Origin of the sequence: Sphingoaurantiacus capsulatus, from assembly GCF_042648405.1 — a bacterium.
GTDB classification, from domain to species: domain Bacteria; phylum Pseudomonadota; class Alphaproteobacteria; order Sphingomonadales; family Sphingomonadaceae; genus Sphingoaurantiacus; species Sphingoaurantiacus capsulatus.
Window position 1 is genome coordinate 644,437 of the sequence record NZ_JBHRXV010000011.1, and the last position, 23,814, is coordinate 668,250.

General features: G+C 67.0%; 24 protein-coding genes. 9 read left to right on the forward strand and 15 right to left on the reverse strand.

From position 1 onward, the window contains the following. Positions 1 to 48: 48 nt before the first annotated feature. Positions 49 to 2,322 (forward strand): ATP-dependent helicase, encoded by a 2,274-nt coding sequence (locus ACFOMD_RS15350; RefSeq protein ID WP_380862926.1) that lies wholly within the window; start codon positions 49 to 51, stop codon positions 2,320 to 2,322. A gap of 42 nt (positions 2,323 to 2,364) precedes the next feature. Next, positions 2,365 to 3,273, forward strand: coding sequence for a 50S ribosomal protein L11 methyltransferase (locus tag ACFOMD_RS15355; protein ID WP_380862928.1), 909 nt, complete (start codon positions 2,365 to 2,367; stop codon positions 3,271 to 3,273). A gap of 3 nt (positions 3,274 to 3,276) precedes the next feature. On the opposite strand, the gene ACFOMD_RS15360 is transcribed toward ACFOMD_RS15355, so the two are convergent. From ACFOMD_RS15360 to ACFOMD_RS15375, 4 genes are all read right to left on the reverse strand, one after another. Next, positions 3,277 to 3,435, reverse strand: a complete 159-nt coding sequence (locus ACFOMD_RS15360) for a hypothetical protein (protein ID WP_380862930.1) — start codon at positions 3,433 to 3,435, stop codon at positions 3,277 to 3,279. 150 nt (positions 3,436 to 3,585) lie between these two features. Next, positions 3,586 to 5,697 (reverse strand): NAD-dependent DNA ligase LigA, encoded by a 2,112-nt coding sequence (ligA, locus tag ACFOMD_RS15365; RefSeq protein ID WP_380862932.1) that lies wholly within the window; start codon positions 5,695 to 5,697, stop codon positions 3,586 to 3,588. Then, on the reverse strand, positions 5,694 to 7,355 hold the full coding sequence (gene recN / locus ACFOMD_RS15370; RefSeq protein ID WP_380862934.1) for a DNA repair protein RecN: 1,662 nt from the start codon (positions 7,353 to 7,355) through the stop codon (positions 5,694 to 5,696). The genes ligA and recN overlap by 4 nt, the downstream gene beginning before the upstream one ends. Positions 7,356 to 7,377: 22 nt before the next feature. After that, positions 7,378 to 8,160, reverse strand: a complete 783-nt coding sequence (locus ACFOMD_RS15375; protein WP_380862936.1) for an outer membrane protein assembly factor BamD — start codon at positions 8,158 to 8,160, stop codon at positions 7,378 to 7,380. A gap of 81 nt (positions 8,161 to 8,241) precedes the next feature. Here ACFOMD_RS15375 and ACFOMD_RS15380 point away from each other — a divergent pair, with 81 nt between their 5' ends. Continuing rightward, positions 8,242 to 9,414: a glycosyltransferase gene (locus tag ACFOMD_RS15380; RefSeq protein WP_380862938.1), complete on the forward strand. Its 1,173-nt coding sequence runs from the start codon at positions 8,242 to 8,244 to the stop codon at positions 9,412 to 9,414. Between the two features lie 35 nt (positions 9,415 to 9,449). Beyond that, positions 9,450 to 9,785 carry a hypothetical protein gene (locus ACFOMD_RS15385; RefSeq protein WP_380862940.1) on the forward strand — a complete coding sequence of 112 codons (336 nt, stop codon included), beginning with the start codon at positions 9,450 to 9,452 and terminating at the stop codon, positions 9,783 to 9,785. Positions 9,786 to 9,789: 4 nt separating this feature from the next. Here the strand turns inward: ACFOMD_RS15385 and ACFOMD_RS15390 are convergent, their stop codons facing one another. From ACFOMD_RS15390 to yajC, 4 genes are read right to left on the reverse strand one after another with little or no spacing between them, the layout of a single operon-like run. Next, on the reverse strand, positions 9,790 to 10,167 hold the full coding sequence (locus tag ACFOMD_RS15390; protein WP_380862942.1) for an Mth938-like domain-containing protein: 378 nt from the start codon (positions 10,165 to 10,167) through the stop codon (positions 9,790 to 9,792). A gap of 5 nt (positions 10,168 to 10,172) precedes the next feature. Then, on the reverse strand, positions 10,173 to 11,123 hold the full coding sequence (gene secF / locus ACFOMD_RS15395; protein WP_380862944.1) for a protein translocase subunit SecF: 951 nt from the start codon (positions 11,121 to 11,123) through the stop codon (positions 10,173 to 10,175). Between the two features lie 37 nt (positions 11,124 to 11,160). Beyond that, positions 11,161 to 12,750, reverse strand: a complete 1,590-nt coding sequence (gene secD / locus ACFOMD_RS15400; protein WP_380862945.1) for a protein translocase subunit SecD — start codon at positions 12,748 to 12,750, stop codon at positions 11,161 to 11,163. Between the two features lie 5 nt (positions 12,751 to 12,755). Next, the gene (yajC, locus tag ACFOMD_RS15405; protein ID WP_380862947.1) at positions 12,756 to 13,088 is read right to left on the reverse strand and encodes a preprotein translocase subunit YajC; all 333 of its coding nucleotides are present in this window, start codon (positions 13,086 to 13,088) and stop codon (positions 12,756 to 12,758) included. A 69-nt stretch (positions 13,089 to 13,157) separates the two neighbouring features. Here yajC and ACFOMD_RS15410 point away from each other — a divergent pair, with 69 nt between their 5' ends. After that, the gene (locus tag ACFOMD_RS15410; RefSeq protein WP_380862949.1) at positions 13,158 to 13,994 is read left to right on the forward strand and encodes an ATP-binding protein; all 837 of its coding nucleotides are present in this window, start codon (positions 13,158 to 13,160) and stop codon (positions 13,992 to 13,994) included. A gap of 121 nt (positions 13,995 to 14,115) precedes the next feature. Here the strand turns inward: ACFOMD_RS15410 and ACFOMD_RS15415 are convergent, their stop codons facing one another. The 4 genes from ACFOMD_RS15415 to ACFOMD_RS15430 form a co-directional block, all read right to left on the reverse strand. After that, the gene (locus tag ACFOMD_RS15415) at positions 14,116 to 15,582 is read right to left on the reverse strand and encodes a M20/M25/M40 family metallo-hydrolase (protein WP_380862951.1); all 1,467 of its coding nucleotides are present in this window, start codon (positions 15,580 to 15,582) and stop codon (positions 14,116 to 14,118) included. A 128-nt stretch (positions 15,583 to 15,710) separates the two neighbouring features. Continuing rightward, positions 15,711 to 16,166 (reverse strand): peptidylprolyl isomerase, encoded by a 456-nt coding sequence (locus ACFOMD_RS15420; RefSeq protein WP_380862953.1) that lies wholly within the window; start codon positions 16,164 to 16,166, stop codon positions 15,711 to 15,713. Between the two features lie 59 nt (positions 16,167 to 16,225). Further along, positions 16,226 to 16,822 carry a 2-hydroxychromene-2-carboxylate isomerase gene (locus ACFOMD_RS15425; RefSeq protein ID WP_380862955.1) on the reverse strand — a complete coding sequence of 199 codons (597 nt, stop codon included), beginning with the start codon at positions 16,820 to 16,822 and terminating at the stop codon, positions 16,226 to 16,228. A 5-nt stretch (positions 16,823 to 16,827) separates the two neighbouring features. Continuing rightward, a complete protein-coding gene (locus tag ACFOMD_RS15430; protein ID WP_380862957.1) occupies positions 16,828 to 17,559 on the reverse strand; it encodes an SDR family NAD(P)-dependent oxidoreductase in 732 nt (243 codons plus the stop codon). 77 nt (positions 17,560 to 17,636) lie between these two features. Between ACFOMD_RS15430 and ACFOMD_RS15435 the strand changes: the two genes are divergently transcribed. Genes ACFOMD_RS15435 through ACFOMD_RS15445 form a run of 3 tightly spaced genes read left to right on the forward strand, consistent with a single transcriptional unit; the run spans position 17,637 to position 19,497 of the window. Then, positions 17,637 to 18,083, forward strand: a complete 447-nt coding sequence (locus ACFOMD_RS15435) for a winged helix-turn-helix transcriptional regulator (RefSeq protein ID WP_380862959.1) — start codon at positions 17,637 to 17,639, stop codon at positions 18,081 to 18,083. Between the two features lie 11 nt (positions 18,084 to 18,094). Continuing rightward, positions 18,095 to 18,847 (forward strand): sulfite exporter TauE/SafE family protein, encoded by a 753-nt coding sequence (locus ACFOMD_RS15440; protein ID WP_380862960.1) that lies wholly within the window; start codon positions 18,095 to 18,097, stop codon positions 18,845 to 18,847. Positions 18,848 to 18,858: 11 nt separating this feature from the next. Further along, positions 18,859 to 19,497 (forward strand): HAD-IA family hydrolase, encoded by a 639-nt coding sequence (locus tag ACFOMD_RS15445; RefSeq protein ID WP_380862962.1) that lies wholly within the window; start codon positions 18,859 to 18,861, stop codon positions 19,495 to 19,497. Here ACFOMD_RS15445 and ACFOMD_RS15450 read toward each other — a convergent pair. After that, positions 19,494 to 19,703, reverse strand: coding sequence for a hypothetical protein (locus ACFOMD_RS15450; protein WP_380862964.1), 210 nt, complete (start codon positions 19,701 to 19,703; stop codon positions 19,494 to 19,496). The two genes, ACFOMD_RS15445 and ACFOMD_RS15450, sit on opposite strands and share 4 nt — an antisense overlap. Positions 19,704 to 20,197: 494 nt before the next feature. After that, positions 20,198 to 20,743 (reverse strand): TetR/AcrR family transcriptional regulator, encoded by a 546-nt coding sequence (locus ACFOMD_RS15455; protein WP_380862966.1) that lies wholly within the window; start codon positions 20,741 to 20,743, stop codon positions 20,198 to 20,200. A gap of 83 nt (positions 20,744 to 20,826) precedes the next feature. Here ACFOMD_RS15455 and ACFOMD_RS15460 point away from each other — a divergent pair, with 83 nt between their 5' ends. Then, entirely contained in the window at positions 20,827 to 22,266 is a 1,440-nt protein-coding gene (locus tag ACFOMD_RS15460; RefSeq protein WP_380862968.1) for an 8'-apo-carotenoid 13,14-cleaving dioxygenase, read from the forward strand. A gap of 58 nt (positions 22,267 to 22,324) precedes the next feature. On the opposite strand, the gene ACFOMD_RS15465 is transcribed toward ACFOMD_RS15460, so the two are convergent. Next, a complete protein-coding gene (locus tag ACFOMD_RS15465) occupies positions 22,325 to 23,791 on the reverse strand; it encodes a hypothetical protein (protein ID WP_380862970.1) in 1,467 nt (488 codons plus the stop codon). Positions 23,792 to 23,814 lie beyond the last annotated feature (23 nt).

Genomic DNA, 23,814 nt, shown 5'->3' on the forward strand with positions numbered 1-23,814 from the left:
GCCTTTCCGCGCTTGCCGTGGAGATATCTGTTCCCTAACTGTTCGTGCGTGAGCGTGCCAGTCCCCAATCCCGAACCCGGCTATCTGCGCGGTCTCAATGCGCCGCAGCGCGAGGCCGTGCTGACCACCGAGGGCCCCGTGCTGGTGCTGGCGGGCGCCGGCACCGGCAAGACCAGCGCGCTGACCGCGCGGCTCACCCATCTCGTCGCGACGCGGAAGGCGTGGCCGAGCGAAATTCTCGCCGTCACCTTCACCAACAAGGCGGCGCGCGAGATGCAGCACCGCGTCGGCCGGATGATCGGCGACGCGGTCGAGGGCATGCAGTTCCTCGGCACCTTCCACTCGGTCGCGTCGCGGATGCTGCGCCGCCATGCCGAGCTGGTGGGCCTCAAGTCCAACTTCACCATCCTCGACACCGACGACCAGTTGCGCCTGCTGAAGCAGATCATCGCCGCCGCCGATCTCGACGAGAAGCGCTTGCCGGCGCGCGTACTCGGCGGGCTGATCGACAAGTGGAAGAACCGCGGCTGGACGCCCGAGAAGCTGCCCGAGGACGAAACCTTCGCCTTCGCCGACGGGCGCGGCCGCGATTTGTACGCCGCCTATCAGGCGCGGCTGCTCGCTTTGAACGCCGCCGACTTCGGCGACCTGCTGCTGCACATGCTGACCATCTTCATGAAGCACCCCGATGTGCTGGCGCAGTATCAGCAGCGCTTCAAATATGTGCTGGTCGACGAATATCAGGACACCAATGTCAGCCAGTATCTGTGGCTGCGGCTGCTCGCCCAGGAGCGGAAGAACATCTGCTGCGTCGGCGACGACGACCAGTCGATCTATTCGTGGCGCGGCGCCGAGGTCGCGAACATCCTGCGCTTCGACCAGGATTTCCCCGGCGCCAAGGTCATCCGGCTGGAGCAGAATTACCGATCGACCGGCCATATCCTCGGCGCCGCCGGCGGGGTCATCGCCAAGAACAGCGGCCGGCTCGGCAAGGAGCTGTGGACCGAGGCGGAGGGCGGCGAGAAGGTCAGCGTCCTCGGCGTGTGGGACGGGCCCGAGGAAGCGCGCTGGATCGGTGACGAGATCGAGAAGCTGCAGCGGCAAGGCCATTCGCTCAACGACGTCGCCATCCTCGTCCGCGCGCAGTTCCAGACGCGCGAGTTCGAGGACCGCTTCATCTCGATCGGCCTGCCCTACAAGATCGTCGGCGGTTTCCGCTTCTACGAGCGCGCCGAGATCCGCGACGCGCTCGCCTATTTCCGCGTCGTTGCGCAGCCGGCCGACGACCTTGCCTTCGAACGGATCGTCAACACGCCGAAGCGCGGCCTTGGCGACAAGAGCCTGCAGCGGCTGCACAGCTATGCGCGGGCGCAGAATATCGCGCTGACCAGCGCGGCGGCGGCGCTGACCGAGACAGATGAGCTGCCGGCGGCCGCCCGGCGGGCGCTGAGCGGCGTCGTGCAGGACATCGCCCGCTGGCGCGGCCAGCTCGACGACCTGCCGCATGCCGAACTGGCGCGGCTGATCCTCGAGGAATCGGGCTATATCGCGATGTGGCAGGCCGACCGCTCGGCGGAGGCCGCGGGGCGGCTGGAAAACCTCCAGGAACTCACGCGAGCGATGGAGGAATATGAGAACCTCGCCGCCTTCCTCGACCATGTCGCGCTGGTCATGGAGAATGAGCAGTCGGACGCCACCGCCAAGGTGACGATCATGACGCTCCATGCCGCCAAGGGCCTTGAGTTCGACAATGTCTTCCTCGTCGGTTGGGAGGAAGGCGTCTTCCCCAGCCAGCGCTCGCTCGACGAGGGTGGCAACGCCAGCCTCGAGGAGGAGCGGCGCCTCGCCTATGTCGGCATTACGCGGGCGAAGCGGAAGGCCTACATCCTCCACGCCGCCAACCGCCGCATCTACGGCCAATGGACCTCGTCGATTCCGTCGCGCTTCGTCGGCGAGCTCCCCGACGAGCATATCGACGTCGACACGACGATGAGCGGCGGCGCGAGCCTATGGCGCGCCGCCCTTTCCGACCGCGAGAGCTTCTTCGACGTCGGCCGCGGCACCGGGCGCGGGCCCGGTTGGTCACGCGCCGCCGCGCAGGGCGGCATTCCCAAGACGCGCGGGCCGCTGCTCGAGGCGAAGGCCAGCGCGGTCAGCGTCGGCAATCCGGGCCGCAAGGACGTGAGCGTCGGGCTGCGCGTGTTCCACAGCAAGTTCGGCTACGGCAAGATCACCGCGATTGACGGCAACAAGCTGGAGATCGACTTCGAGAAGGCCGGGCAGAAGCGCGTGCTCGACAGCTTCATCGAACTGGTTACCTGACCCCTCTCCCTTGAGGGGAGAGGGGCTGCTATGTCCGTCGCTATGACCGACACCTGGAAAATCACCCTCCCCTGCACCCGTGAGGAAGGCGAGGACCTCGCCGGCGAGGTGCGCCTCGCGTCGGGGCGCGAGCCGCCGGTGATCGCCACCGAGGAGGCCGACGAGCGCGATCCCGAGCGCTGGCTGCTTACCGCCTATGTTGAGGACGCGCCCGACGATGTGCTGATCGCCGACCTGCTGGCGCTGGCACCGAGCGCCACGCGCGCCGACATGCTCATCGAGAAGCTGGCGGCGCAGGACTGGCTGACGATGAGCCAGGCGGGGCTGGAGCCGATCACCGCGGGGCGCTTCCACGTCTATACCGCCGCGCACGCCGACAGCCTGCAACCCGGCCAGATCGGCATCCGCATCGAGGCGGGACAGGCGTTCGGCACCGGGCAGCATGCGACCACCGCCGGTTGCCTGACGATCCTCGACCGGCTGGCCAACGAAGGCCGTGACTTCACCGACGTGCTCGATCTCGGCACCGGCAGCGGCATCCTCGCGCTCGGCATCGTCAAGCGCTGGCCGCAGGCGAAGATCATCGGCAGCGACATCGATCCCGTGTCGGTCGACGTCGCGATCGAGAATGTCGAGGTGAACGGCGAGCGGGTCGGCCGCGGCGCGGGCGAGATCGAGCTGGTCGCGGCGGACGGCTTCGACCACGAACGGCTGCGGGCGCGGGCGCCCTATGATCTGGTGACGGCGAATATCCTCGCGGGGCCGCTGGTGGCGCTGGCGGCGGATATCGCTTCGGTTATGGCGCCCGGCGGCACACTCTTGCTCGCCGGGCTGCTCAACGACCAGGCCGCCGATGTACTGGCGGCCTATGAGGCGGCGGGATGCCGCCTCGTCGACACGCATGTCGCCGGCGACTGGCCGACGCTCATGCTGGTACGCGAACGCAACTGAAGCTTACGGGCGCCAGGCGTGGAAGAGCGAGGTCTGCGTCTCGGCGACGAAGCTCGGGAAGCGGCGCGAGGTGCGCGTCAGGCGCAGCGCACCCTGCTCGATGCGCGGCGCGGCGGCGGTGTCGCGAACCATATCGGTCTGCGTGAAGGCTGCGGGAGTCATGTTTCTATTCTTTCCTGTCTGCCGGCGGTGATTTACCGGCCCGGCATGATCTGAATAGAGGCAAATAACCAAAATGAGCAGGCGCGGAGGTCGAGCAGCAGCCATGCACTGACTGCATGCGTCCACCTTAACGCTTTCTTCGTAGACTGGTTATTCGGCTCGGGCGACGATTTCGAGCCAGCCCGCTTCGTCGGTGACCGCGACGCCAAGCGCTGCCGCCTTGGTAAGCTTCGAACCAGCACCCGGCCCCGCGATAACCAAATCGGTTTTGTCCGACACCGAACCGGCCACCTTCGCCCCCAGCCGCTCCGCCTGCGCCTTCGCCTCATCGCGGCTGAACGCGGTGAGGCTGCCGGTGAACACCAGCGTCTTGCCGGAGACTTCCGACGCCTTGGTTTCGAACACCACGTCGGCGGGCGTCACCTGCGCGAGCAGGTCGGCGAGCACCTCGCGGTTGTGCGGCTCCGCCCAGAAGTCGACGAGCGCGCTCGCCACCTCGGGGCCGATGCCCGGCACCGCGATCAGCGCGGCGAGCCCGGCGGCCACCCGGCGCGCATGCTTTTCTTCGGTCTCGCCGATCACCGGCTCGGCGAGCGGCCCCTCCCGCTCAGCCACACACTCATCGAGCTTCGCGACCAGCGCGTCCCAGCTGCGGTAGGCGCGCGCCAGATCGCGTGCCGTCACCTCGCCGACGTGGCGGATGCCGAGCGCGAACAGAAAGCGGTCGAGCGGCGGCGTGCGCTTCGCGTCGATGGCAGCGATGAGGTTGTTCGCCGAGACTTCCGCCCAGCGCTCGCGCTGCGCGAGGCTTTCGGCGTCGAGGCGGAAGATATCCGCCGGCGAATGCAGCAGCCCGTCGTGGAAGAAGCTCTCGATGCTGGTCATGCCCAGCCCCTCGATGTCGAGCGCGTGGCGCGACACGAAGTGGCGCAGCCGCTCGACGCGCTGCGCGCCGCAGATCAGGCCGCCGGCGCAGCGATAATCGACCTCCCCCGCCTCGCGCTCGGCCGCCGAGCCGCAGATCGGGCATGCTTGCGGGAAGACATAGGGCTCGCGCGGCTCGTCACGGGTCAGATTCTCGACGATCTGCGGGATGACGTCGCCGGCGCGCTGCAGCACAACGCGATCACCGGGGCGCACGCCCAGCCGATCGATCTCGTCGGCGTTGTGCAGGGTGGCGTTGGTGACGACGACGCCACCCACCGTCACCGGCTCCAGCCGCGCCACCGGCGTCAGCTTGCCGGTGCGGCCGACCTGGATGTCGATGGCGTTGAGCGTGGTCTGCGCCTGCTCCGCCGGGAATTTATGCGCGATCGCCCAGCGCGGCGCGCGCGCCACCTGCCCCAGCCGTGCCTGCCAGTCGAGCCGATCGACCTTGTAGACGACGCCGTCGATGTCGAACGGCAGGTCAGCGCGCGCCTTTTCGATGCCGGCATAGTGCGCCAGCGCAGCTTCGGTGTCGGCGACGCGCACCAGCCCGTCGCTGACCGGCAGGCCCCAGCTCTCGATCGCCTTCATCACGCCCGTCTGCGTGTCGGCGGGCAGCGCTGAGGTGTCGCCCCAACCGTGCGCGAGGAAGCGCAGCGGGCGCGAGCGGGTGATCTCGGGGTCTTTCTGGCGCAGCGAGCCGGCGGCGGCATTGCGCGGGTTGGCGAACACCCGCTCGCCGGCCAGCCGCTCATTGAGCGCCGCGAAGTCGGCCTTGGTCATATAGACCTCGCCGCGCACCTCGAAGATTTCGGGCGGATTTCCGGCCATCACGTTGGGAATGTCGGCCATGGTGCGGACGTTGGCGGTGACGTCCTCGCCCACCGACCCGTCGCCGCGCGTCGCGGCGCGGACCAGCCGGCCCTTCTCGTAGCGCAGCGAGCAGGACAGGCCGTCGATCTTCGGCTCGGCGGTCAGCGCCACCTCGGCCTCGGCGCCGAGGTTGAGGAAGCGACGCGCGCGGCCGACGAAATCCTCGACATCCTCTGCGTTGAACGCGTTGTCGAGGCTGAGCATCGGCCGCGCGTGCGACACCTTCGCCAGATGCTCGGATGGTGCGGAGCCAACCAGTTCGGACGGCGAATCCGTCCGCTTCAACCCTGGAAAACGCTCTTCCAGTTCCCGGTTGCGCCGCATCAGCGCGTCATACTCAGCGTCCGACACCGTCGGCGCATCGAGCTCGTGATAGGCGCGGTTATGCGCGGCGATCTCGTCCGCGAGCCGCGCCAATTCGGCGGCCGCCTCCAGCTCGGTCAGCTTCTCGACAGGGATCACGCCTCGCTCCGCGCCAGCAGCTTGCCCGCCTGCGCGCGCGCCTCGTCGGTAACGGTGGCGCCGGACAGCATGCGGGCGATCTCTTCCTGCCGCTCGGCATCGCTGAGCGGGCGAACATCGGTGCGAGTGACCTCGCCGCTACTCGACTTGGCGATGCGCCATTGATGGTCGCCGCGCGCCGCCACCTGCGGGCTGTGCGTGACGACCAGCACCTGCGTACCCTGCGCGAGCCGCGCCAGCCGCTCGCCGATCGCGCTCGCCACCGCACCGCCGACACCGCGGTCGATCTCGTCGAAGATCATCGTCCCCGCCGTCTTGGTCTCGGCCAAAGCCACCTTCAGCGCGAGAATGAAGCGCGACAACTCGCCTCCGCTCGCGATCTTGATGAGCGGCGCGAAGGGCGATCCGGGATTGGTCGAAATCTCGAACTCGACGCGGTCGGCGCCTGAGGGCGACCATTGCCCTTCGCCCAGCGGCTCAACGACGGTGCGGAAGCGCGCCGCATCGAGCTTAAGCGGTGCCAGTTCACCCGCCACTGCCTTGTCGAGCGCCACCGCCGCCTTCGCGCGCGCGGTCGACAGCGCGGCGGCAGCGGCCTCGAACGCAGCGCGTGCCTTGCCGACGGCCACCGCCAATTTCTCGACGCGTTCCTCGCCGGCACCGATCGCCTCTGCCCGCGCGCCCAGTTCCGCCGCCAGGTCGGCGAGCGCATCGGGTTCGACGCGATGCTTGCGCGCGAGGCCGCGCAGTTCGAACAGCCGCGCCTCGACCGAGTCGAGCCGCGCCGGGTCATAAGCCATCGCCTCGGCGGCGGCGGCGAGCTTGTCCTCCACCTCGCCCGCCTCGGTCAGCGTGCGGTCGAGCGCGACCAGCGCCTCGTTGAGCAGCTCATGCTCGCCGGAGAGCCGCTCGAGCCGCCGCGCCGCCTGGCGCAGCTGCGCGAAGCCGCCGTCCGAACCGTCGAGCAGCTGCGTGACGCTCGACATATCCTCGGCAAGCCGCTGGCCCTTCATCATCGACGACCGCGCCTCGGCCAGCTCGGCTTCCTCGCCCGGCAATGGCTTCAGCGCGTCGAGCTCGCTCACCGCATGGCTCAGCCACTCGCGATCACGCAGCCCCGCTTCCAGCGTTTCGCGCGCGGTCGCCAGCGCCGTCTCCGCCTCGCGCCAACCGGTATAGGCCGCCGTCACGCTCGCCACGTCGAGCCGCCCGAAGGCGTCGAGCAGCGCGCGGTGGCCGCGGGCGTTCAGGAGGCCGCGGTCGTCATGCTGGCCGTGAATCTCGATCAGGGTCGCACCGACGTCGCGCAGCAGCGTCGCCGACACCGGCTGGTCGTTGATGTAGCCGCGGCTGCCGCCATCGGCCTTCACCTGCCGGCGCAGGATCAGCAGATCGTCCGATTCGAGGTCGTTTTCCGTCATCAGGCGGCGCGCGGCATGGTCGGCGCCGATCTCGAAGCTGGCGGTGACGCTCGCCTGTGTGGCGCCACTGCGCACCAGCCCGGCGTCGGATCGCGCACCCAGCGCCAAGCCAAGGCTGTCGAGCAGGATCGACTTGCCCGCGCCGGTCTCGCCGGTGAGCACACCCAAGCCCGGCGCAAAGTCGAGGGTGAGCGCCTCGATCAGCACCACATCGCGAATGGTGAGCGAGCTCAGCATGCCCGCGACCCCTCTCGCCGCCTTAGGCGGCGTGCTTCTGGACGAGCTTGTATGCGCGCTCGTACCACTTCGAGCCCGGATAGTTATAGCCGAGCACCGCCGCGGCCTTCTTCGCTTCCTCGGGGATGCCGAGCGCGAGATAGGATTCGACCAGCCGCTCCAGTGCCTCGGGCACATGAGTGGTCGTGTCGTACTTCTCGGTCACTGACCGGAAGCGGATGATCGCGCCGAGATACTGGCCCTGGCTCTGATACCAGCGGCCGATATCCATCTCCTTGCCGGCGAGGTGGTCGCGGGCGAGGTCGATCTTCAGGCGCGCATCCGACGCATAGTCGGTATTCGGATAGCGGCGGACCAGCTCGGTCAGCGCGTCGAGCGCCTGCTGCGTCACCTTCTGGTCACGCTCGACGCCGATGATCTGCTCATAATAGCAGACGGCGATCAGATAATAGGCGTAGGGCGCGTCCTTGTTGCCCGGATGCAGCGACAGGAAGCGCTGGGCGGCGAGCGTGGCCTCCTGATATTCACGGCCCATGTAATAGCTGAAGGCGCTCATCAGCTGCGCGCGGCGCGCCCAGACCGAATAGGGATGCTGGCGTTCGACCTCGTCGAAGATCGCGCCGGCGTCCTTGTACCGCTTCTTCTCCAGCGTTTCCTTGCCGAAATTGTAGAGCGTCTCCACGTCGCGGGCGACATAGGACTGGTCGGCCTTGGTGGCGTCGCTCGTCTTGGAGCAGCCGGCAACGCCAAGGGCGGCAACGGCAAGGGCAAGGGCGGCGGCGCGGGACAGGCGGGACTGGCTCATGGCACCCTCTTTAGCGGGCGCTTCACGACCCGCCAAGCGGTGCGGTGACGGCGCGACCCGGCGTCGCTATGGAAGGGTGCAATGCTAAGGGTCCTGACGCTCTCCACTCTCTATCCGAACGCGGTTCGGCCCACCTTTGGTGTGTTCATCGAGGGACAGACGTCGCGCCTCGCGGCGCGGCCCGATGTCGACCTGCGCGTGGTGTCGCCGCTCGGCCTGGCGCCCTTTCCGTTCGACCGCGGCGCGCAGCATGCGGCGCTGAAGACACTGCCGCGCGAAGAGGATTGGAACGGCGTGCGCGTCCTGCGCCCGCATTTCCTCGCGATTCCGTCGATCGGCTGGCGCTTCAACCCGGCATTCGTCGAGGCGGCGGCGTTGCGCGCGGTCGAGCGGCTGCGCTCGCAGGGCTTCGTCCCCGATGTGATCGACGCCGAATTCTTCTTCCCCGACGGCATCGCCGCGGCCCGCCTCGGCAAGCGGCTCGGCATTCCGGTGTCGATCAAGGCGCGCGGCAGCGACATCCATTATTGGGGCGAACGGCCGAAGGTGCGGGCGCAGCTGGTCGAGGCCGCCGATTCGGCCGACGGCCTGCTTGCCGTGTCCGAGGCGATGAAGGCCGACATGGTCGCGCTGGGCATGCCCGCCGAGAAGATCAGGGTTCACTATACCGGCGTCGATCTCGACCGCTTCCGCCCGCAGGACCGATGGGAGGCCAAGGCGAAATACGGCATCACCGGGCTGCTGGCGGTCAGCGTCGGCAATCTCATCCGCCTGAAGGGCCATGAGATCGCCGCGGGCGCGGTCGGCAAGATGAAGGGGCTGACCCTGTTCGTCGTCGGCACCGGCGACGACGAGATGTGGATCCGCCGTCAGGCCGCCGCCACCGAGGAGCCGCGGCGCATCCGCTTCCTTGGCACGGTGCCGCATGCCGAAATGCCCGACCTGCTCGCCGCCGCCGACCTGCTGGTCCACGCCTCGGCGCGCGAGGGGCTGGCGAACGTGTGGGTCGAGGCGCTGGCCTGCGGCACGCCGGTGGTCGCCAGCGATGTCGGCAGCATCCGCGAGGTCATCGACCGGCCCGAAGCCGGCCGTATCGTATCGGAACGCAGCGCTGGCGCCTTTGCCGGTGCGATCGGCCGGCTGCTGTCGCAGGAGCCCGACCCAGACGCCGCGCGCCGCACCGCCGAACGCTTCGGCTGGGCGCGCAATACCGAGACGCTCTACGCCCATCTGGCGGGGATCGCCGGGCGCTGAGCGTGCCGTTGGCGAATAGTCCAACCCGGACTATCATGCGGCGGTTGAACGCCTTTCCGAAAGGCACCGTCATGAAGAGGGTCGTCACTGCCGGCTTATTCGTTGCGTTAGCCGCCCTCGCCGCCCCGTCGCGCGCCGCCCCCGATGACGGCGATGCGCCCGCGCCAACGGTCGGCGCCATCCACGGCGAAGGCGCGAAGATCACCTGCCAGCGGGTCAGGCAGGTCGGATCACTGCTCCGGACGCGGAAGATTTGCCTGACCGCCGCGGAATGGGCCCGGCTCGGCGAGGAAGCGCAGCGCAAGACTGACGGGCTGCAGTCGAGCAATATCGGCGGCAACGACGGCTGTAAGGTCGGCCAGCCCTGCTAAGGGTCTAAAGCGGCAGGAGCGCCGCCACGACCAGCCGCCCCTCGCCCGCCAGCATCGTGTAGGTTCGCGCGGCGGCTTTTGAATCCATCAGCTCGACGACGAGGCCGCGCGCGACGAACGCCTCCATCACGTCCTTTGCCGGGCGCCGCATCGTGGCGCCGGTGCCGAGCAGGATCACCTCGACCGGCTCATCGCCGAGCGGCGCAAAGCTGTCGGCGGTCAGGTCGTCGAGCGTCGTCACCGGCCAGTCGATGGCACGCGTCGGCGTGACCAGCACGCCGCCGGCATAGTGCTGGCCGGACACGCGGAAACCGCCGGCGGCATAGCCCTGGATGACCGGCGCGCTGCCCGCCGGCGCCTGCTGTTCGAAGCGCGGCGGCACGCCGGTCAGGCGCCCTTCTTCTCGGCCTTCGCGGTCGCGTCGTCGGGGGCGAAGGTCTTGCTGGACACGCCGAGCGAGATCAGCAGCGACGACGACACGAACACCGACGAATAGGTGCCGATGACGATGCCGAGCAGCATCGCGGCAGCGAAGCCGAAGATCACGTCGGGGCCGAAGAACAGCAGCGAGGCCAGCGCGAGGCTCAGCGACGTCGTCGTTGCATAGGTGCGCGACAGCGTCTCGTTGACCGACAGATCGATCAGCGGGCCGATATCCATCTGCCGGTATTTGCGCAGATTCTCGCGGATTCGGTCATCGATGACGACCTTGTCGTTCAAGGAATAGCCGATGATTGTCAGCACCGCGGCGACGATGTTGAGGTCGAACTCGAGCTGCGTCAGCGCGAAGAAGCCGAGCGTGACGGTCACGTCGTGGATCAGCGCGACGATCGTCGACACGCCGAAATGCCATTCGAAGCGCGCCCAGGTGAACAGCACGATCGCCGCCATCGACAGGACGATCGCCCAGGCGCCGTCGCGCAGCAGTTCGTCGGATACCTTGCCCGACACCGTCTCGACGCGCGCGAACGACACGTCGGGATGGTTGGCGCGCAGCGCGGTCTGCACGCGCTGCACGGTGCGCTGCACCGCCACCTCGTCGCCCGGCGGCAGCGGCAGGCGGATCAGCACATTCTGCAGCCCGCCGAAATTCTGCAGCGCCGAGGTGCCGACGCCGAGGCTGTCGACGTTGGTGCGCAGCTCGTCGAGCTGCACCGGCTGATCGAAGCGCGCGTCGATCATCAGGCCGCCGACGAAATCGACGCCGAGATTGAGGCCGCGGGTCGCGACCAGCGCGATCGAGCCGATGGTCAGCAGCAAGGTGAAGGCGAACGCCACCCAACGCAGGCGGACGAAGCGGAAGTTGGTATTGTCGGGGACGACCTTGAGCAGGCGCATGATCAGGCTTCCCGATCCAGAATGAGAGAGGTGCGCATCAGACGACCAACGTGGTCGGGCGCGAGCGCAGCCAGTGAGAGGCGAGCATGCGGGTCACGGTGACCGCGGTAAACACCGAGGTGGCGATACCGATCGACAGCACCACCGCGAAGCCCTTGATCGGGCCCGAGCCGAACCAGAACATCACGACCGCCACGATGATGTTCATCGAGTTGGCGTCCCAGATGGTGCGGCTGGCTTCCTTGAAGCCGGTCTCGATCGCGTTGGCGATGTTGCGGCCCTTGCGCTGCTCCTCGCGGATGCGTTCGTTGATCAGCACGTTGGCGTCGACCGCGGCGCCGATGGTCAGCACCATGCCGGCGACGCCGGGCAAGGTTAGCGTGGCGCCTGTGACAGACATGATCGCCATGATCAGGAAGATGTTCAGCACCAGCGCAATGTTCGCGTAGAGGCCGAACCGGCCATAGGTCAGGAACATGAACAGCCCGACCGCGACCACGGCGATGGCCGAAGCGATGATGCCGGCGCGGATCGAGTCGGCGCCGAGGTCGGGACCGACGGTGCGCTCCTCGACCACCGTCAGCTCGACCGGCAGCTTGCCCGAGCGCAGCAGGATGGCGAGCTCGTTGGCGGTTTCGGTGGTGAAGCTGCCCTGGATGATGCCCGAGCCGCCCAGAATGGGCTCGTTGATGTTCGGTGCCGAGATGACACGGCCGTCGAGGACGATCGCGAACGGCTTACCGACATTCTCAGTGGTGGCGCGCGCGAAACGCTTGCCGCCGGCGCTGTCGAAGCGGAACGACACGACCGGCACGCCATCCTGGAACGACGGGGCGGCGTCGATCAGCTGATCGCCGCTGATGATGGCGCGGCGCTTGACCGCGACGTTGCCGGCGCCCTCGGCATTCGGCAGCACCTCGCTGCCCGCCGGCGCACGGCCGGCGGCGACGTCGGCGGCATCGGCTTCGACATCGACGAGCTTGAACTCGAGCTTGGCGGTCTTGCCGAGCAGCGCCTTCAGCTGCGACGGGTCCTGCAGGCCCGGGACCTGCACGACGATACGGTCCTTGCCCTGGCGGATGATCGTCGGCTCGCGCGTGCCGAGTTCGTCGATACGGCGGCGGATGACTTCGACCGCCTGCTGCATCGCGCTGTCGATGTTCGCCGACAGGCCCGAGGCGGTGATGGTGAGCACGATGCGGCTGCCGTCGATGACCTCGACGTTTAGGTCGCGCTGGCCGGTGACGCCGACCGGCTGGCTGATCCCGCGCATCGCTTCCACGGCGCGGTCGACGTCGTTGACGTCGCGCACCAGGAACGTCAGCCGGTCGTTGCGCAGCGACATGTCGCCGAACGAGATGCGGCCACCCGGGGCACTGCGCAGCTCGGCGCGAACGGTTTCCTCAAGCGTATCCAGCCGCTGCTTGCGCACGTCGGCGGTGTCGGCTTCGAGCAGGATGTGGCTGCCCCCGCGCAGGTCGAGACCCAGGTTGATCTGGGCCTTCGGCACCCCGTCCGGCAGCGCGGTCAGCACCGACCGCGGGAGGAAGTTGGGGAGCGAAAGCAGGATGCCGAGCACCAGGACGGTGATCGTGCTCCAGATCTTCCAACGCGGGAAATTGAGCATAAGGGTTATTTCGCCCCGTCGTTGGCGGCGGTCTGCGCGCCGACGCTCGACAGCGTCGACTTCACCACGCGGACCTTGACGGTCGGGGCGATCTCCACCTCGACCTCATTGTCCTGGACGCGCACGACCTTGCCGATCAGGCCGCCCGAGGTGACGACGTTGTCGCCCTTCTTCACCGCCTCGATCATCGCGCGATGTTCCTTCATCCGACGCTGCTGCGGCCGGATCATCAGGAAATAGAAGATCACGAAAATGAAGATGAGCGGCAGGAACTGCATGAAGGCGCTGGCGCCGCTGGGGCCCGCTGCCGTCTGGGCGTAGGCCGGAGAGATAAACATGAGGATTGCCTTTGATGCGATTGGCGGGCGATTTGGCGCGCGACTATACAAATGCAAGGCGCTTGCGCAATGATCGACCCACCCCGCGACATTTCGGCCACGCTGGCGCGCATCGCCGACGCCCTCGATCGGCTGGCCCCGCCGCCCCCGCCAACGGCCGACCCGACGGCGGCCAGTGCCTATGTCTGGTCGGGTACCGAACTGCGCGCCGTCGAGTCCCTGCGCGCCCAGCCGCTCGACCGGCTGCTCGGCATCGACGCGCAGAAAGCGGCGGTGCTGGCCAACAGCGACCGCCACGCCCGTGGCCTTCCGGCGCACGACATCCTGCTGTGGGGGTCGCGCGGCATGGGCAAGAGCGCGCTGGTCAAATCGGTGCACCGTGCGCTGACCGGGAATGGGCTCGGCCTCGTTGAGGTGGCGCGCGACGACATCACCACCCTGCCCGCGCTGTTCCGTCGCTTGCGCGGCGTCGATCGGCGTTTCCTGCTGTTCATCGACGATCTGAGCTTCGAGGCGAACGAGAGCGAATACAAGGCGCTGCGCTCGGTGCTCGAAGGCGGCGTCGAGGCGCGGCCGGACAATGTTCGCCTCTACGTCACCTCGAATCGCCGCCACCTGGTGCCGCGCGATGCCGCGGAGAATGAGGCGGCAACCGCGATCAACCCGCGCGACGTGATCGACGACCGGCTGGCGCTCTCCGACCGCTTCGGATTGAGTCTGGGTTTTCACGCCTGCGACCAGCCGACCTACCTCGCCATCGTCGAAGGCTATGCCGCACACTTCGGCCTGCCGTTCGACGAACATGACGCGCTGGCCTGGCAGGTGGGTCGCGGCAGCCGCTCGGGCCGCGTCGCGTGGCAATATGTGCAGGAACTGGCGGGGCGCGCGGGGAAGACGCTGGCCTGAAGCTCTAAGCAGACCCCCCACACCCAAATTTATCGTCATCCCCGCGAAGGCGGGGATCCATATCCCAGAGGCCCCGGCGTATGGATCCCCGCCTTCGCGGGGATGACGATGGATGGTGTGGTTAGCGGACAGGCCCCATCGTCATCACCGTCGCGGCCACGCCGATCGCATCCCACAGATTGCCCAGCCGGAGATTCTCATCCTCGGCATGCTGGCTGTTGTCGTGGTTCGCCAGCGACAGCGTGACGCTCGGCGCCGACAGCCCTTCGCGGAGCAGGTAGAGCGGCAGGCTGCCGCCGAGCGACGGCAGCACCACCGCATCGGCATGGACGGTGCGCACCGCCGCCGCCACGTCGCGGGCGAGCGGGTGACCGAGCGGCGTGCGCTCGGCGTTGTAGCCGCCGTGCTTCACCACCTTCGCGACCTTGCCATGCTGGCGACGCTCGTTGGGCGTCGGGTCCTTGTCGGTGACGAAGTAGCCCTGCTTGCGGATATGCGCGACGACCTTGTCGAACTGGCGCTGATGGTCGTTCCCGGCGACGAGGCGCATGTCGATCGTCGCCATCGCCGTCGAGGGCACCACGTTGCGCGCCTTCTCGCCGACATCGGCGCTGCGCACACCGTCGACGTTGAGCGACGGCTCGTGGGTCAGCTCGATGAGCGGGCGCTTGCCGCCTTCGGTCCAGCCGAGGAACAGATCGTCCTTCAGCGCCGCATCGCCATTCGGAACCGCGGCGACGGCGGCTTTTTCGGCGGCGGTGAGCGGCGTCACATCGTCATAGAAGCCGGCGACCGTCACCCGGCCGCTGTCATCCTTCATCGAGGCGAGCAGCTGCGACATCATCATCGCCGGGTTGGGCGCCCAGTTGCCGTAGTGGCCGCTGTGCAGCGGCCGTGACGGGCCATAGACAATGATATCCGCCGACAGCACGCCGCGCACCCCAAGCACCACCTGCTTGGCGCCGGTCTGGTGCGCGGGGCCGTCGAAAATCACCCAGCCGTCCGACTGAAGCATGTTCTTGTGGCGCTTGAGCAGGTCGCCGAGGTTGGGCGAGCCCGCCTCCTCCTCGCCCTCAAAGAAAATCTTGAGGTTGAACGCCGGCCGCTTGCCTTCGGCTTTCAGCGCATCGACCGCCGACAGGATCGCCATCACCCCGGCCTTGTCGTCCGATGCCGAGCGGCCATAGAGCCGCCAGTCTGGGTCGATCTTCGTGCCGGCGCTTGGCAGCGGAATTTCCTTGCCGCCCTTGTCGAGGCGCGCGGTGAGCAGCTTCGGCTCGAACGGCGCCGTCGACTTCCAGTCCTCGGGCGTCACCGGCTGGCCGTCGTAGTGGGCGTAGAGGATCAAGGTGCGCTTCGCGCCGGGCACCTTCCATTCGCCGTAGATCGCCGGCGGCACGGTTGGCCCGCTGCCTTCCAGCAGACGCGGCGACAGCCCGCGCGTGCGCATCATGCCGACGATATGGTCGGCGTTCCTGCGGATGTTGGGAATGTCCGAGGCGACGTTGGGGATCGCCAGCAGCTCGGCATATTCGGCGAGGATCTTTGACTGGTTCGCCGCCACCCAATCGGCCGGCGCAGCTGCCACGGGCGCCGCGATACAAGCCGCCAGCGCCATAAAACCCCACCGCATCGTCCGTCCCCCTTTGGCAATATCGGCCAAAGGCTAGACGGGCGGCGCGGGCCGGACCAGATGGCCCGGATAAACGGGCGTGATTATTCGGCGGTCGCCTTGACGATCTTGCCGGGGCTGCGCGGCGGCTCGCCCTTCGGCAGCGCGTCGATATGCTCCATGCCCGAGGTCACTTCGCCCCAGACGGTGTATTGCTTGTCGAGGAAGCGCGCGTCTTCGAAGCAGATGAAGAACTGGCTGTTCGCCGAGTGCGGATACGACGTGCGCGCCATCGAGCAGACGCCGCGGACATGCGGGGCGTCGGAGAATTCCGCCTGCAGATCGGGCTTGTCCGAACCGCCGCTGCCGGTGCCGGTCGGGTCGCCGCCCTGCGCCATGAAGCCGGGGATGACGCGGTGGAACACGACGCCGTCATAGAAGCCCTCGCCCGCCAGCTCGGCGATGCGCGCGACATGGCCCGGCGCGAGATCGGAGCGCAGGCGGATGACGACGTCGCCGGTCTCGAGCGTCAGGGTGAGGTTGGTCGGCTGGTCGGTCATCGGGGGCTACTCCTGGCCAAAACAGATGGCGCGCCCTGTCGCATGACCGCGGAGTCGGGTCAAACCAGCGCTTCCTCGACGTCCCTCAGCCGGTCCTTGCCGAACCACAGCTCGCCGCCGACGACGAAGCTGGGGATGCCGAAGGCGCCGGCGTCATAGGCGGCTTGCGTGTTCGCCATCAGCCGGTCCTTGACCTCCTGCGACTGCGCCAGCTCGAACAGCTTGTCGGCGGGCAGCCCGGCCTCGGCGATGGCGGCGGCGAGGATAGCGGGGTCGTCCATCTTGCGCCCCTCCTCCCACATGAAACGGAACATCGCCTCGACATATTCGGGAAGCACGCCCGCCACCTCGGCCGCCACCGCGGCGCGCATCAGCATCAGCGTGTTGACCGGGAAATGCGGGTTCATGTTGAACTTGGTCAGCCCATGCCGCGCGATGAAGCGCCGCATCTCGAGGCTCTCGTACGCCAGCTTGTTGGGGATGTTGGCGAAGGCCATCACCGGCGACTGGTTGCCGGTCATCTTGAACAGCCCGCCGAGCAGCACCGGCACATAGCGGAAGCGCTTGCCCGTGCGCGCCTCGATACCCGGCAGCACACGGTGCGTGAGATAGGCGTTGGGGCTGCCGAAATCGAAATAGAAGATCGGGTCGGTCATAGCGTTCACCAGCTTTCGCCAAAGGGACGGAGGTCGAGTTCGTGCGTCCAGGCATCGCGCGGCTGGCGGTGCAGCTGCCAGTAGGTTTCGGCGATCGACGCCGGGTCCATCAGCGTGTCGGGCGGCACCTCCTCGACACCGCGCGAGGCCATCATCCCGCGCACCCAGGCCGTATCGACGCCGGAATCGATGATCAGGTGCGCGACGTGAATGCCCTGCGGGCCCAGCTCGCGCGCCATCGCCTGCGCCGTCGCGCGCAACCCGGCCTTGGCTGACGCGAACGCCGCATAGCCCTTGCCGCCGCGTACCGAGGCGGTGGCGCCGGTGAAGAAGATCGAGCCCTGCCCGCGCGGCAGCATGCGTCGTGCCGCCTCGCGCCCAGCGAGAAAGCCGCCGTAGCAGGCCATTTCCCACACCTTGCGGAACACCCGCTCGGTGGTCTCCAGCAGCGGGAAATTCACATTGGCGCCGACGTTGAAGATCACCGCCTCCAGCGGAGCGTCGGCCTCGGCGGTATCGAGGAAGGCCGTGATCCCCTCCTCGGTGCGCGCGTCGAGCGTATGGCCGGTGAAACGGCCACCCGTCGCGGCGATCTCGGCGGCGAGATCGGCGAGCTTGTCGCCCTGCCGCCGTCCGCCATGCACCGCATAACCCTCGGCGGCAAAGCGGCGCGCGATGGCGGCGCCGATGAAGTCGCCCGCCCCGACGATCGCCACGCTGGCGTTCCGCGCTTCCATGCTCGCGACTCCTGTCAGTTCACTTTCAAGACTCGTAAGTCTTGAATCGGAACCCTGTCAATGGCAGGTTGCGCGGCATGAAATGGAATGATCTCGCGTCGGAGAATTGCTCGCTTGCCCGCTCGCTGGCCGTGGTCGGCGACCGCTGGACGCTGTTGATCCTGCGCGACGCCTTCCTGCGCGTCCGCCGCTTCGACGATTTCCAGGCGAGCACCGGCATCGCGCGCCGCGTGCTGGCCGAGCGGCTGCCCAAGCTGGTCGACGACGGCATCCTCGAAAAGCTGCCCTATCAGGAGCGGCCCATCCGCTACGAATATCGCCTGACCCCCAAGGGTCTCGACCTCTACCCGGTGATCCTCGCGCTCGTGCACTGGGGCGACGCGCATTACGCCGGCGAAGCCGGGCCGCCGCTCCTCCACCGCCACAAGGCGTGTGGCCATGTGTTTCGCTCGGAAGTGTGCTGTTCGGAATGCGGGGAGCAAGTGACCGCGCGTGATGTCGCCGTGGAACGCGCCGCCTGCTAACAGCGGCCTGGATGCTCGACGATCCGCTTTTCTACGCGTTCGCCATTCCGGCGGTCATCATCCTCGGGCTGGCGAAGGGCGGTTTCGCGGGGCTCGGCATCCTCGCAGTGCCGATGATGGCGCTGTCGGCCTCGCCGGTGCAGGCAGCATCGATCACCCTCCCCATCCTGATCGTGCAGGACGTGGTCAGCGTCTGGGCGTTCCGGCACAGCTGGGACGGCAAGATCCTCGCGCTGATGGTACCGAGCGCCGCGCTCGGTATCGCCGCCGGCTATGCGCTGGCCGCCTTCGTGTCGGCCGCCGCGGTCGAGCTGGCGGTCGGGCTCGTCTCGGTCGCCTTCGCCATCCTGCGCCTCGCCGCGCGCGGCAAAGAGCCGGCGGCGGGCCACTCCCCCACCGCCGGTGCCTTCTGGGGCAGCGTCGCCGGTTTCACCAGCCAGATCGCCCATGCCGGCGGGCCGCCATTCCAGATCTATGTGCTGCCGAGGAAGCTGGCGCGCGACACCTTCATCGGCACCAGCGCGCTGTTCTTCGCGATCATCAACTGGCTGAAGGTGCCTGCCTATGCCGCGCTCGGCCAGTTCACGCGCGAGAATTTGCTGACCGCCGCGGCACTGATGCCGCTGGCGATCGTCTCGACCTTCGCCGGCGTTTGGCTGATCCGCCGGATGCCGGCCGATCGCTTCTACACGCTGATCTACGTCTTGTTGCTAGTGGTCGGCGCCAAGCTGACGTGGGATGGAGCGACCGCATTGGCGGCTTGAGGAGGCGGGTTTTGGCGATCGAGGCGGTGATCTGGGATTTCGGCGGCGTGTTCACCACCTCGCCGTTCGAGGCGTTCGACCGCTACGAAAAAGCCAACGGCCTGCCACAAGGCCTGATCCGCAAGGTCAATTCGACCAATCCCGACGGCAACGCCTGGGCATTGTTCGAGCGCAACGACATCGACGCCGCCGGCTTCGACACGCTGTTCCACGAAGAATCATCGGCGCTCGGCCATCCGGTGCCGGGCCGCGAGGTACTGCCGCTGCTCGCCGGCGATCTGCGGCCGCGCGTCGTCGAGGCGCTGAAGGCCTGCAAGGCGCTCTACAAGGTCGGCTGCATCACCAACAACATGGCGACGATGCACAGCCCCGGCCCCGACGCAGGCGGCATGGCGGGCGCGATGGCGAGCCTGTTCCCGCTGTTCGACGCAGTGATCGAGAGCTCGAAGGCGGGCGTCCGCAAGCCCGATCCGCGTATCTACCTGATGATGTGCGAGCTGCTGAACGTCGAGCCGGCGGCGTGCATCTACCTCGACGACCTCGGCATCAACTGCAAACCGGCCGCCGCGCTCGGCATGCACGCGATCAAGGTGACCGACGAAGCCTCGGCGCTCGCCGCACTGTCCGCCGCGACGGGCCTCGCGCTCTAGAAGGGACCGCTGGTCTCGCGCACCACGCGGCGAATCGGCGCCTCGCCCGAGCGTGCCCGCCGCAGCCGGCTTTCGAGCGCGGCGATGCAGGCGTCGAGGTGAAGCGAGCACACGCCGACGTCGAGGTCGACGAACAGGGCGTCGATGCCGCGCAACTGCTCGACCACCGCCTCGAGGGCGACGATATCCTGTTCACTGGTCGTCACGCTTCCCCACTCGCGCACGCTACGTGCGTTTCGCCGGCGTTGCCGCGTCGGCGCTTTGACCGGGCTCAGAGCCCTGGCGCGCCGATTTCCCCCCGACGCACCGGGACTCGCCCGATGTCCCCATCATAGCATGCGGCGACCGGGGGTCTGTCGCCTAGGCGACACTCGCATCGAATGGGATGTGGGGGCGCGGCTGCGACAGGCCGCGATAAGCTACGGGCTGCCCGTCGGCGACCGGCGCTGAACAGCAGCCGGGCCGCGCCCCCCGAACCTATCAACGACCGCCGCCGCCGCAGGTTGCGATCAAAATTTCAGTTCGGAAACCAACGGCTTCAGCTTCGTTGAGGGTGGATGCGACGGAAGGCTGAAAAACGCGGAGCGATGGCAATAGCCGCCCTTTGGGCGCTGTTTATCTACGCGTCGGTGTTCAGCGACTGGCTGGAGCCGGCCGGCGGCAGCCTGCTCGCCGAGGCGCAGGCCTCCTCCTACCTCGACTAGCCAAGCGCCCGCACGTCGACCACGCGGTCGATCAGCGCCTCATCGACCGGGACCTGACCGTCCAGCATCAGCATCGCGAGGCCGTGCGCGATCGACCAGGCTTGCAGCGCAAAGGCGGCGGGATCGCGGCCGGGGGGCGCCAGCGCGGCCGATGCCTCGCGGAGCATCGACATCGGATTGTCGGCGCACATCTCACCCGCATGGGCCGCCCCATGCGCGAAGATCAGCCGGAATAGGCCTGGGTTGGCGAGCGCGAACCGCACATATTCAGCGCCGGTCGCGGCAAAGCCGGCACTGCCCCCACCCGCACGCTCCGACGCCGCCTGCTGCGCGACGGCGAGACGCGCGAGACCCGTCTGGGCAAGCTCCGCCATCAGCGCCGCCTTGTCGGGGAAGTGACGATAGACCGCCTGCGGGCTGACCCCGACGCGGCGCGCCACCTCGCGGAGCGAGATATTCTCGGCGTTGCTCTCCTCCACCAGCGTCAGCGCCTCGGCAACCAGCGCCGCCCGCAGATCGCCATGGTGATAGGGCTTGTTCATGCCCTCTCTCCTAGCGGCAACGATCGATGTTGACAATGTTCACACTCAGCGTATGTTTACATCGTTCACATTGGAGATTCGCTATGGCAAGCGTCATCGAAACGGCGATCCGGTCAGTGGTCACCAAAGGCATCTACGGTGTCGCGGCGTTCAACCGCTGGCGCCTGCCGGAAGCCCCGCATCCCTTCCTGACCGGTATCCACCGCCCGATGCGCGAAGAGCTGACGCTGCACGATTTGCCCGTGACCGGCACCATCCCCGCCGGCCTGCAGGGTCGTTACCTGCGCATCGGCCCTAACCCGGCCGAGCCCGACGCCAGCGCCGGCTATCACTGGTTCGTCGGCGACGGCATGGTCCACGGCGTGGCGCTGAAAGACGGCGCGGCGCCCTGGTATCGCAACCGCTGGATCCGATCGAACCAGGTGGCCGAAGCCCTCGGCAAGGCGCCCGCGCCGGGACCGCGCCACAATGGCTTCGACACGGTGAACACCAATGTCGTGCGCATCGCCGGCCGCGACTGGGCGATCGTCGAGGCGGGCAGCTATCCCGTCGAGCTCGACGAGACCTTCGACACTCAGGTGTTCAACCCGTTCGACGGCACCCTGCAAGGCTCGTTCACCGCGCATCCGCACCTCGACCCGCTGACCGGCGAGCATCACGCAGTGACCTATGAAGGCGCCGACCCCAACGTCGTCCGCCATGTCGTCATTGGCCCCGACGGCCGCGTGACGCGTGAACTGCCGATCCCCGTGCAGCACGGCCCGTCGATCCACGACTGCGCGATCACCGCGCGCTACGCGATCGTCCTCGACCTGCCGGTGACCTTCTCGATGCGCGCGCTGATCGGCGGCCATCGCTTCCCCTATGCGTGGAACCCCGATCACCGCGCGCGCGTCGGGCTGTTGCCGCGCAACGGCGGCGCCGACGATATCATCTGGTGTGACGTCGAGCCCTGCTACGTCTTCCATGTCGCGAACGCCTATGACGACGCGGACGGCAAGGTCGTGATGGACGTCTGCGCGCATGAAACGATGTTCGCCGGCGAGCCGGGCGGTCCCAACGGTCGCAACCTCGGTCTCGAACGCTGGACGATTGACCCGATCGCGAAATCGGTGTCGCGACGCACCTTCGACCCCGCGCCGCAGGAGTTTCCGCGTCCCGACGAACGCCGCTTCGGCCAGCCCTATCGCTACGCCTATACCTTGGCGCTGCCCGACGAAGGCGACGACGCGCAGTTCATCGGCGCGACGATGCTTTACAAGCATGACCTCGAAACTGGCACGCGCGCCGTCCACGACTTCGGTGCCGGCCGCTACCCCGGCGAATTCGTGTTTGTGCCGGCGCAGGCCGACGCGGCGGAGGACGAAGGCTGGCTGGTCGGGCTAGTCGTCGACCTGCCCGGCGAAACCACCGACCTCGCGATCCTGAACGCACGCGACTTCGCGGGTCCGCCGGTGGCGAGCGTGCGGCTGCCGCACCGGGTGCCGCCCGGCTTTCACGGCAACTGGATCGCGGATCTGTAGCGCATACATTCGCGCCGCTCAGCTGGGGACGGAAGTCAGCCTGATCACATCATCACACTTAGCGAGACCGTCGCACCTGATGTGAAATAGGCGGTGTCACGAAATCAGCGAGTATAACATCGAGCAAGTTGGCTGCTTGTAGCAGCGCGGCCGCTCCGGCAGGGAGCATCGGCGGTTGAATCGCTTCAGATAACGCTTGCTCTCTCAGAGCATCCTTCGTGAGCTTGATTGGATGCATCACGCCTTCGAAATTTCCTCGGACCATGCGTGCAGACGTGCGGCGGCGCAGAGCCGCCATGTCTAACACCCCTACCGCTAGGATTTCAGGCTTTGTCGTTAGTGGATCCAGCCCAAGCCCGGTCAAGTAGAAGCGCGCAATCTGGGGATTGCGCAGCGCGGTTGCGAGATCTCGTGACGCAGGGGCATCTAGTGGATCCGAGCCATCATCTGTGTCTATGACCGCTCCCTCGATACCGAATACCTCTTGCAGCAATTCCCGCATGATCGTGCGCCATAGCGGTATATCCCTCACGGTGTCTGGGAAGCCCACCCCACTCGGGCCGTGTGAGCCTGCCGGAACTACGTGCCGCACGTTCTGCGCCTCAAACGCCCCTGTTGCACGGACATGTATCCAGAAATAATCACCGACATCTGCTGTATTGGGGGGACGATAATTTAGCGTTAGCAAAACGACATTAACACCGGCGATGGCAGCGCGCGTAGCGAGATTGAATGGATCGCCAAGGGCTGAGCGCATCGGAAGATGACCTAAAGTGCCGTTGAGATCCGCGTCGGCAATCTCTGCAGCCAAGACCTCGAGGCCGTTCACATAGTCCAAATATTTACTGGGGCCGAACGTTAATTGTAGGCCGTGTTCGGTTGGGCGGGCGAAAGTCAGTCGATATTCGTCATTGTTACGAGTTTCAGCCCCAGAGCCGACTGTGCGAGGCGCCACTGTATCAGCGAATGTACCCGCTCCGCCTGGCAGTCGTTGCACGAGCGGCGGCGGCAAAGATGCATCGTGCGCGCTTACAAAGTCATCAAATTCACGTAATTCAACAAACTTACTGAGAAGCCATCCATGCTCACATAGTAAGGGGTGTTTTCCGTCAGTTACACCGCGGTCCACATAATGCTGTCGGGCGAGTTGAGCTAGTCGATGACGCGCCGTTGACACATGCGCACGCGCGAAGGCCCAGCGTGCTTGCGCTTGAATGTATTCCCCCACTCCCTTTCGAAAGGCTTCGATCGTGGGAGAGAACAACACTTCTCGTTGTAAAGCCGGGTACATCCGACATATGGCTTCTGCGACTGGCAAAGGCAGCTTATCGCTATTCCTCCACCGCTCGAAGGTACGTCTTGCCAATCTAGACGGATCAATGCCGGCAAACTTTCTGAGCCCGATCAAGAACTCTTTTGTTGAGCCGATTGCGCCAAGAGATTCTGCCGGCCGGTAATGAGCAATAATCAACGAGAATCGCTCAGCTAGTCCTGGCAAGCAGCAATCACCAAAACCTATTGCCATGCGCCTTTCCCGTTCGTGGCAAC

Bases quoted from the DNA above. Each gene is read 5' to 3' on its own strand.
- ACFOMD_RS15435 (WP_380862959.1), top strand. From the start codon at position 17,637: ATGAAATGGAATGATCTCGCGTCGGAGAATTGCTCGCTTGCCCGCTCG.
- ACFOMD_RS15460 (WP_380862968.1), top strand. From the start codon at position 20,827: ATGGCAAGCGTCATCGAAACGGCGATCCGGTCAGTGGTCACCAAAGGC.
- ACFOMD_RS15430 (WP_380862957.1), bottom strand. From the start codon at position 17,559: ATGGAAGCGCGGAACGCCAGCGTGGCGATCGTCGGGGCGGGCGACTTC.
- ACFOMD_RS15465 (WP_380862970.1), bottom strand. From the start codon at position 23,791: ATGGCAATAGGTTTTGGTGATTGCTGCTTGCCAGGACTAGCTGAGCGA.
- ACFOMD_RS15385 (WP_380862940.1), top strand. From the start codon at position 9,450: ATGCGGCGGTTGAACGCCTTTCCGAAAGGCACCGTCATGAAGAGGGTC.
- yajC (WP_380862947.1), bottom strand. From the start codon at position 13,088: ATGTTTATCTCTCCGGCCTACGCCCAGACGGCAGCGGGCCCCAGCGGC.
- ACFOMD_RS15420 (WP_380862953.1), bottom strand. From the start codon at position 16,166: ATGACCGACCAGCCGACCAACCTCACCCTGACGCTCGAGACCGGCGAC.
- ACFOMD_RS15425 (WP_380862955.1), bottom strand. From the start codon at position 16,822: ATGACCGACCCGATCTTCTATTTCGATTTCGGCAGCCCCAACGCCTAT.
- ACFOMD_RS15455 (WP_380862966.1), bottom strand. From the start codon at position 20,743: ATGAACAAGCCCTATCACCATGGCGATCTGCGGGCGGCGCTGGTTGCC.
- recN (WP_380862934.1), bottom strand. From the start codon at position 7,355: ATGCTGAGCTCGCTCACCATTCGCGATGTGGTGCTGATCGAGGCGCTC.
- secF (WP_380862944.1), bottom strand. From the start codon at position 11,123: ATGCGCCTGCTCAAGGTCGTCCCCGACAATACCAACTTCCGCTTCGTC.
- secD (WP_380862945.1), bottom strand. From the start codon at position 12,750: ATGCTCAATTTCCCGCGTTGGAAGATCTGGAGCACGATCACCGTCCTG.
- ACFOMD_RS15410 (WP_380862949.1), top strand. From the start codon at position 13,158: ATGATCGACCCACCCCGCGACATTTCGGCCACGCTGGCGCGCATCGCC.
- ACFOMD_RS15355 (WP_380862928.1), top strand. From the start codon at position 2,365: ATGACCGACACCTGGAAAATCACCCTCCCCTGCACCCGTGAGGAAGGC.
- ACFOMD_RS15380 (WP_380862938.1), top strand. From the start codon at position 8,242: ATGCTAAGGGTCCTGACGCTCTCCACTCTCTATCCGAACGCGGTTCGG.
- ACFOMD_RS15360 (WP_380862930.1), bottom strand. From the start codon at position 3,435: ATGACTCCCGCAGCCTTCACGCAGACCGATATGGTTCGCGACACCGCC.
- ACFOMD_RS15375 (WP_380862936.1), bottom strand. From the start codon at position 8,160: ATGAGCCAGTCCCGCCTGTCCCGCGCCGCCGCCCTTGCCCTTGCCGTT.
- ACFOMD_RS15440 (WP_380862960.1), top strand. From the start codon at position 18,095: ATGCTCGACGATCCGCTTTTCTACGCGTTCGCCATTCCGGCGGTCATC.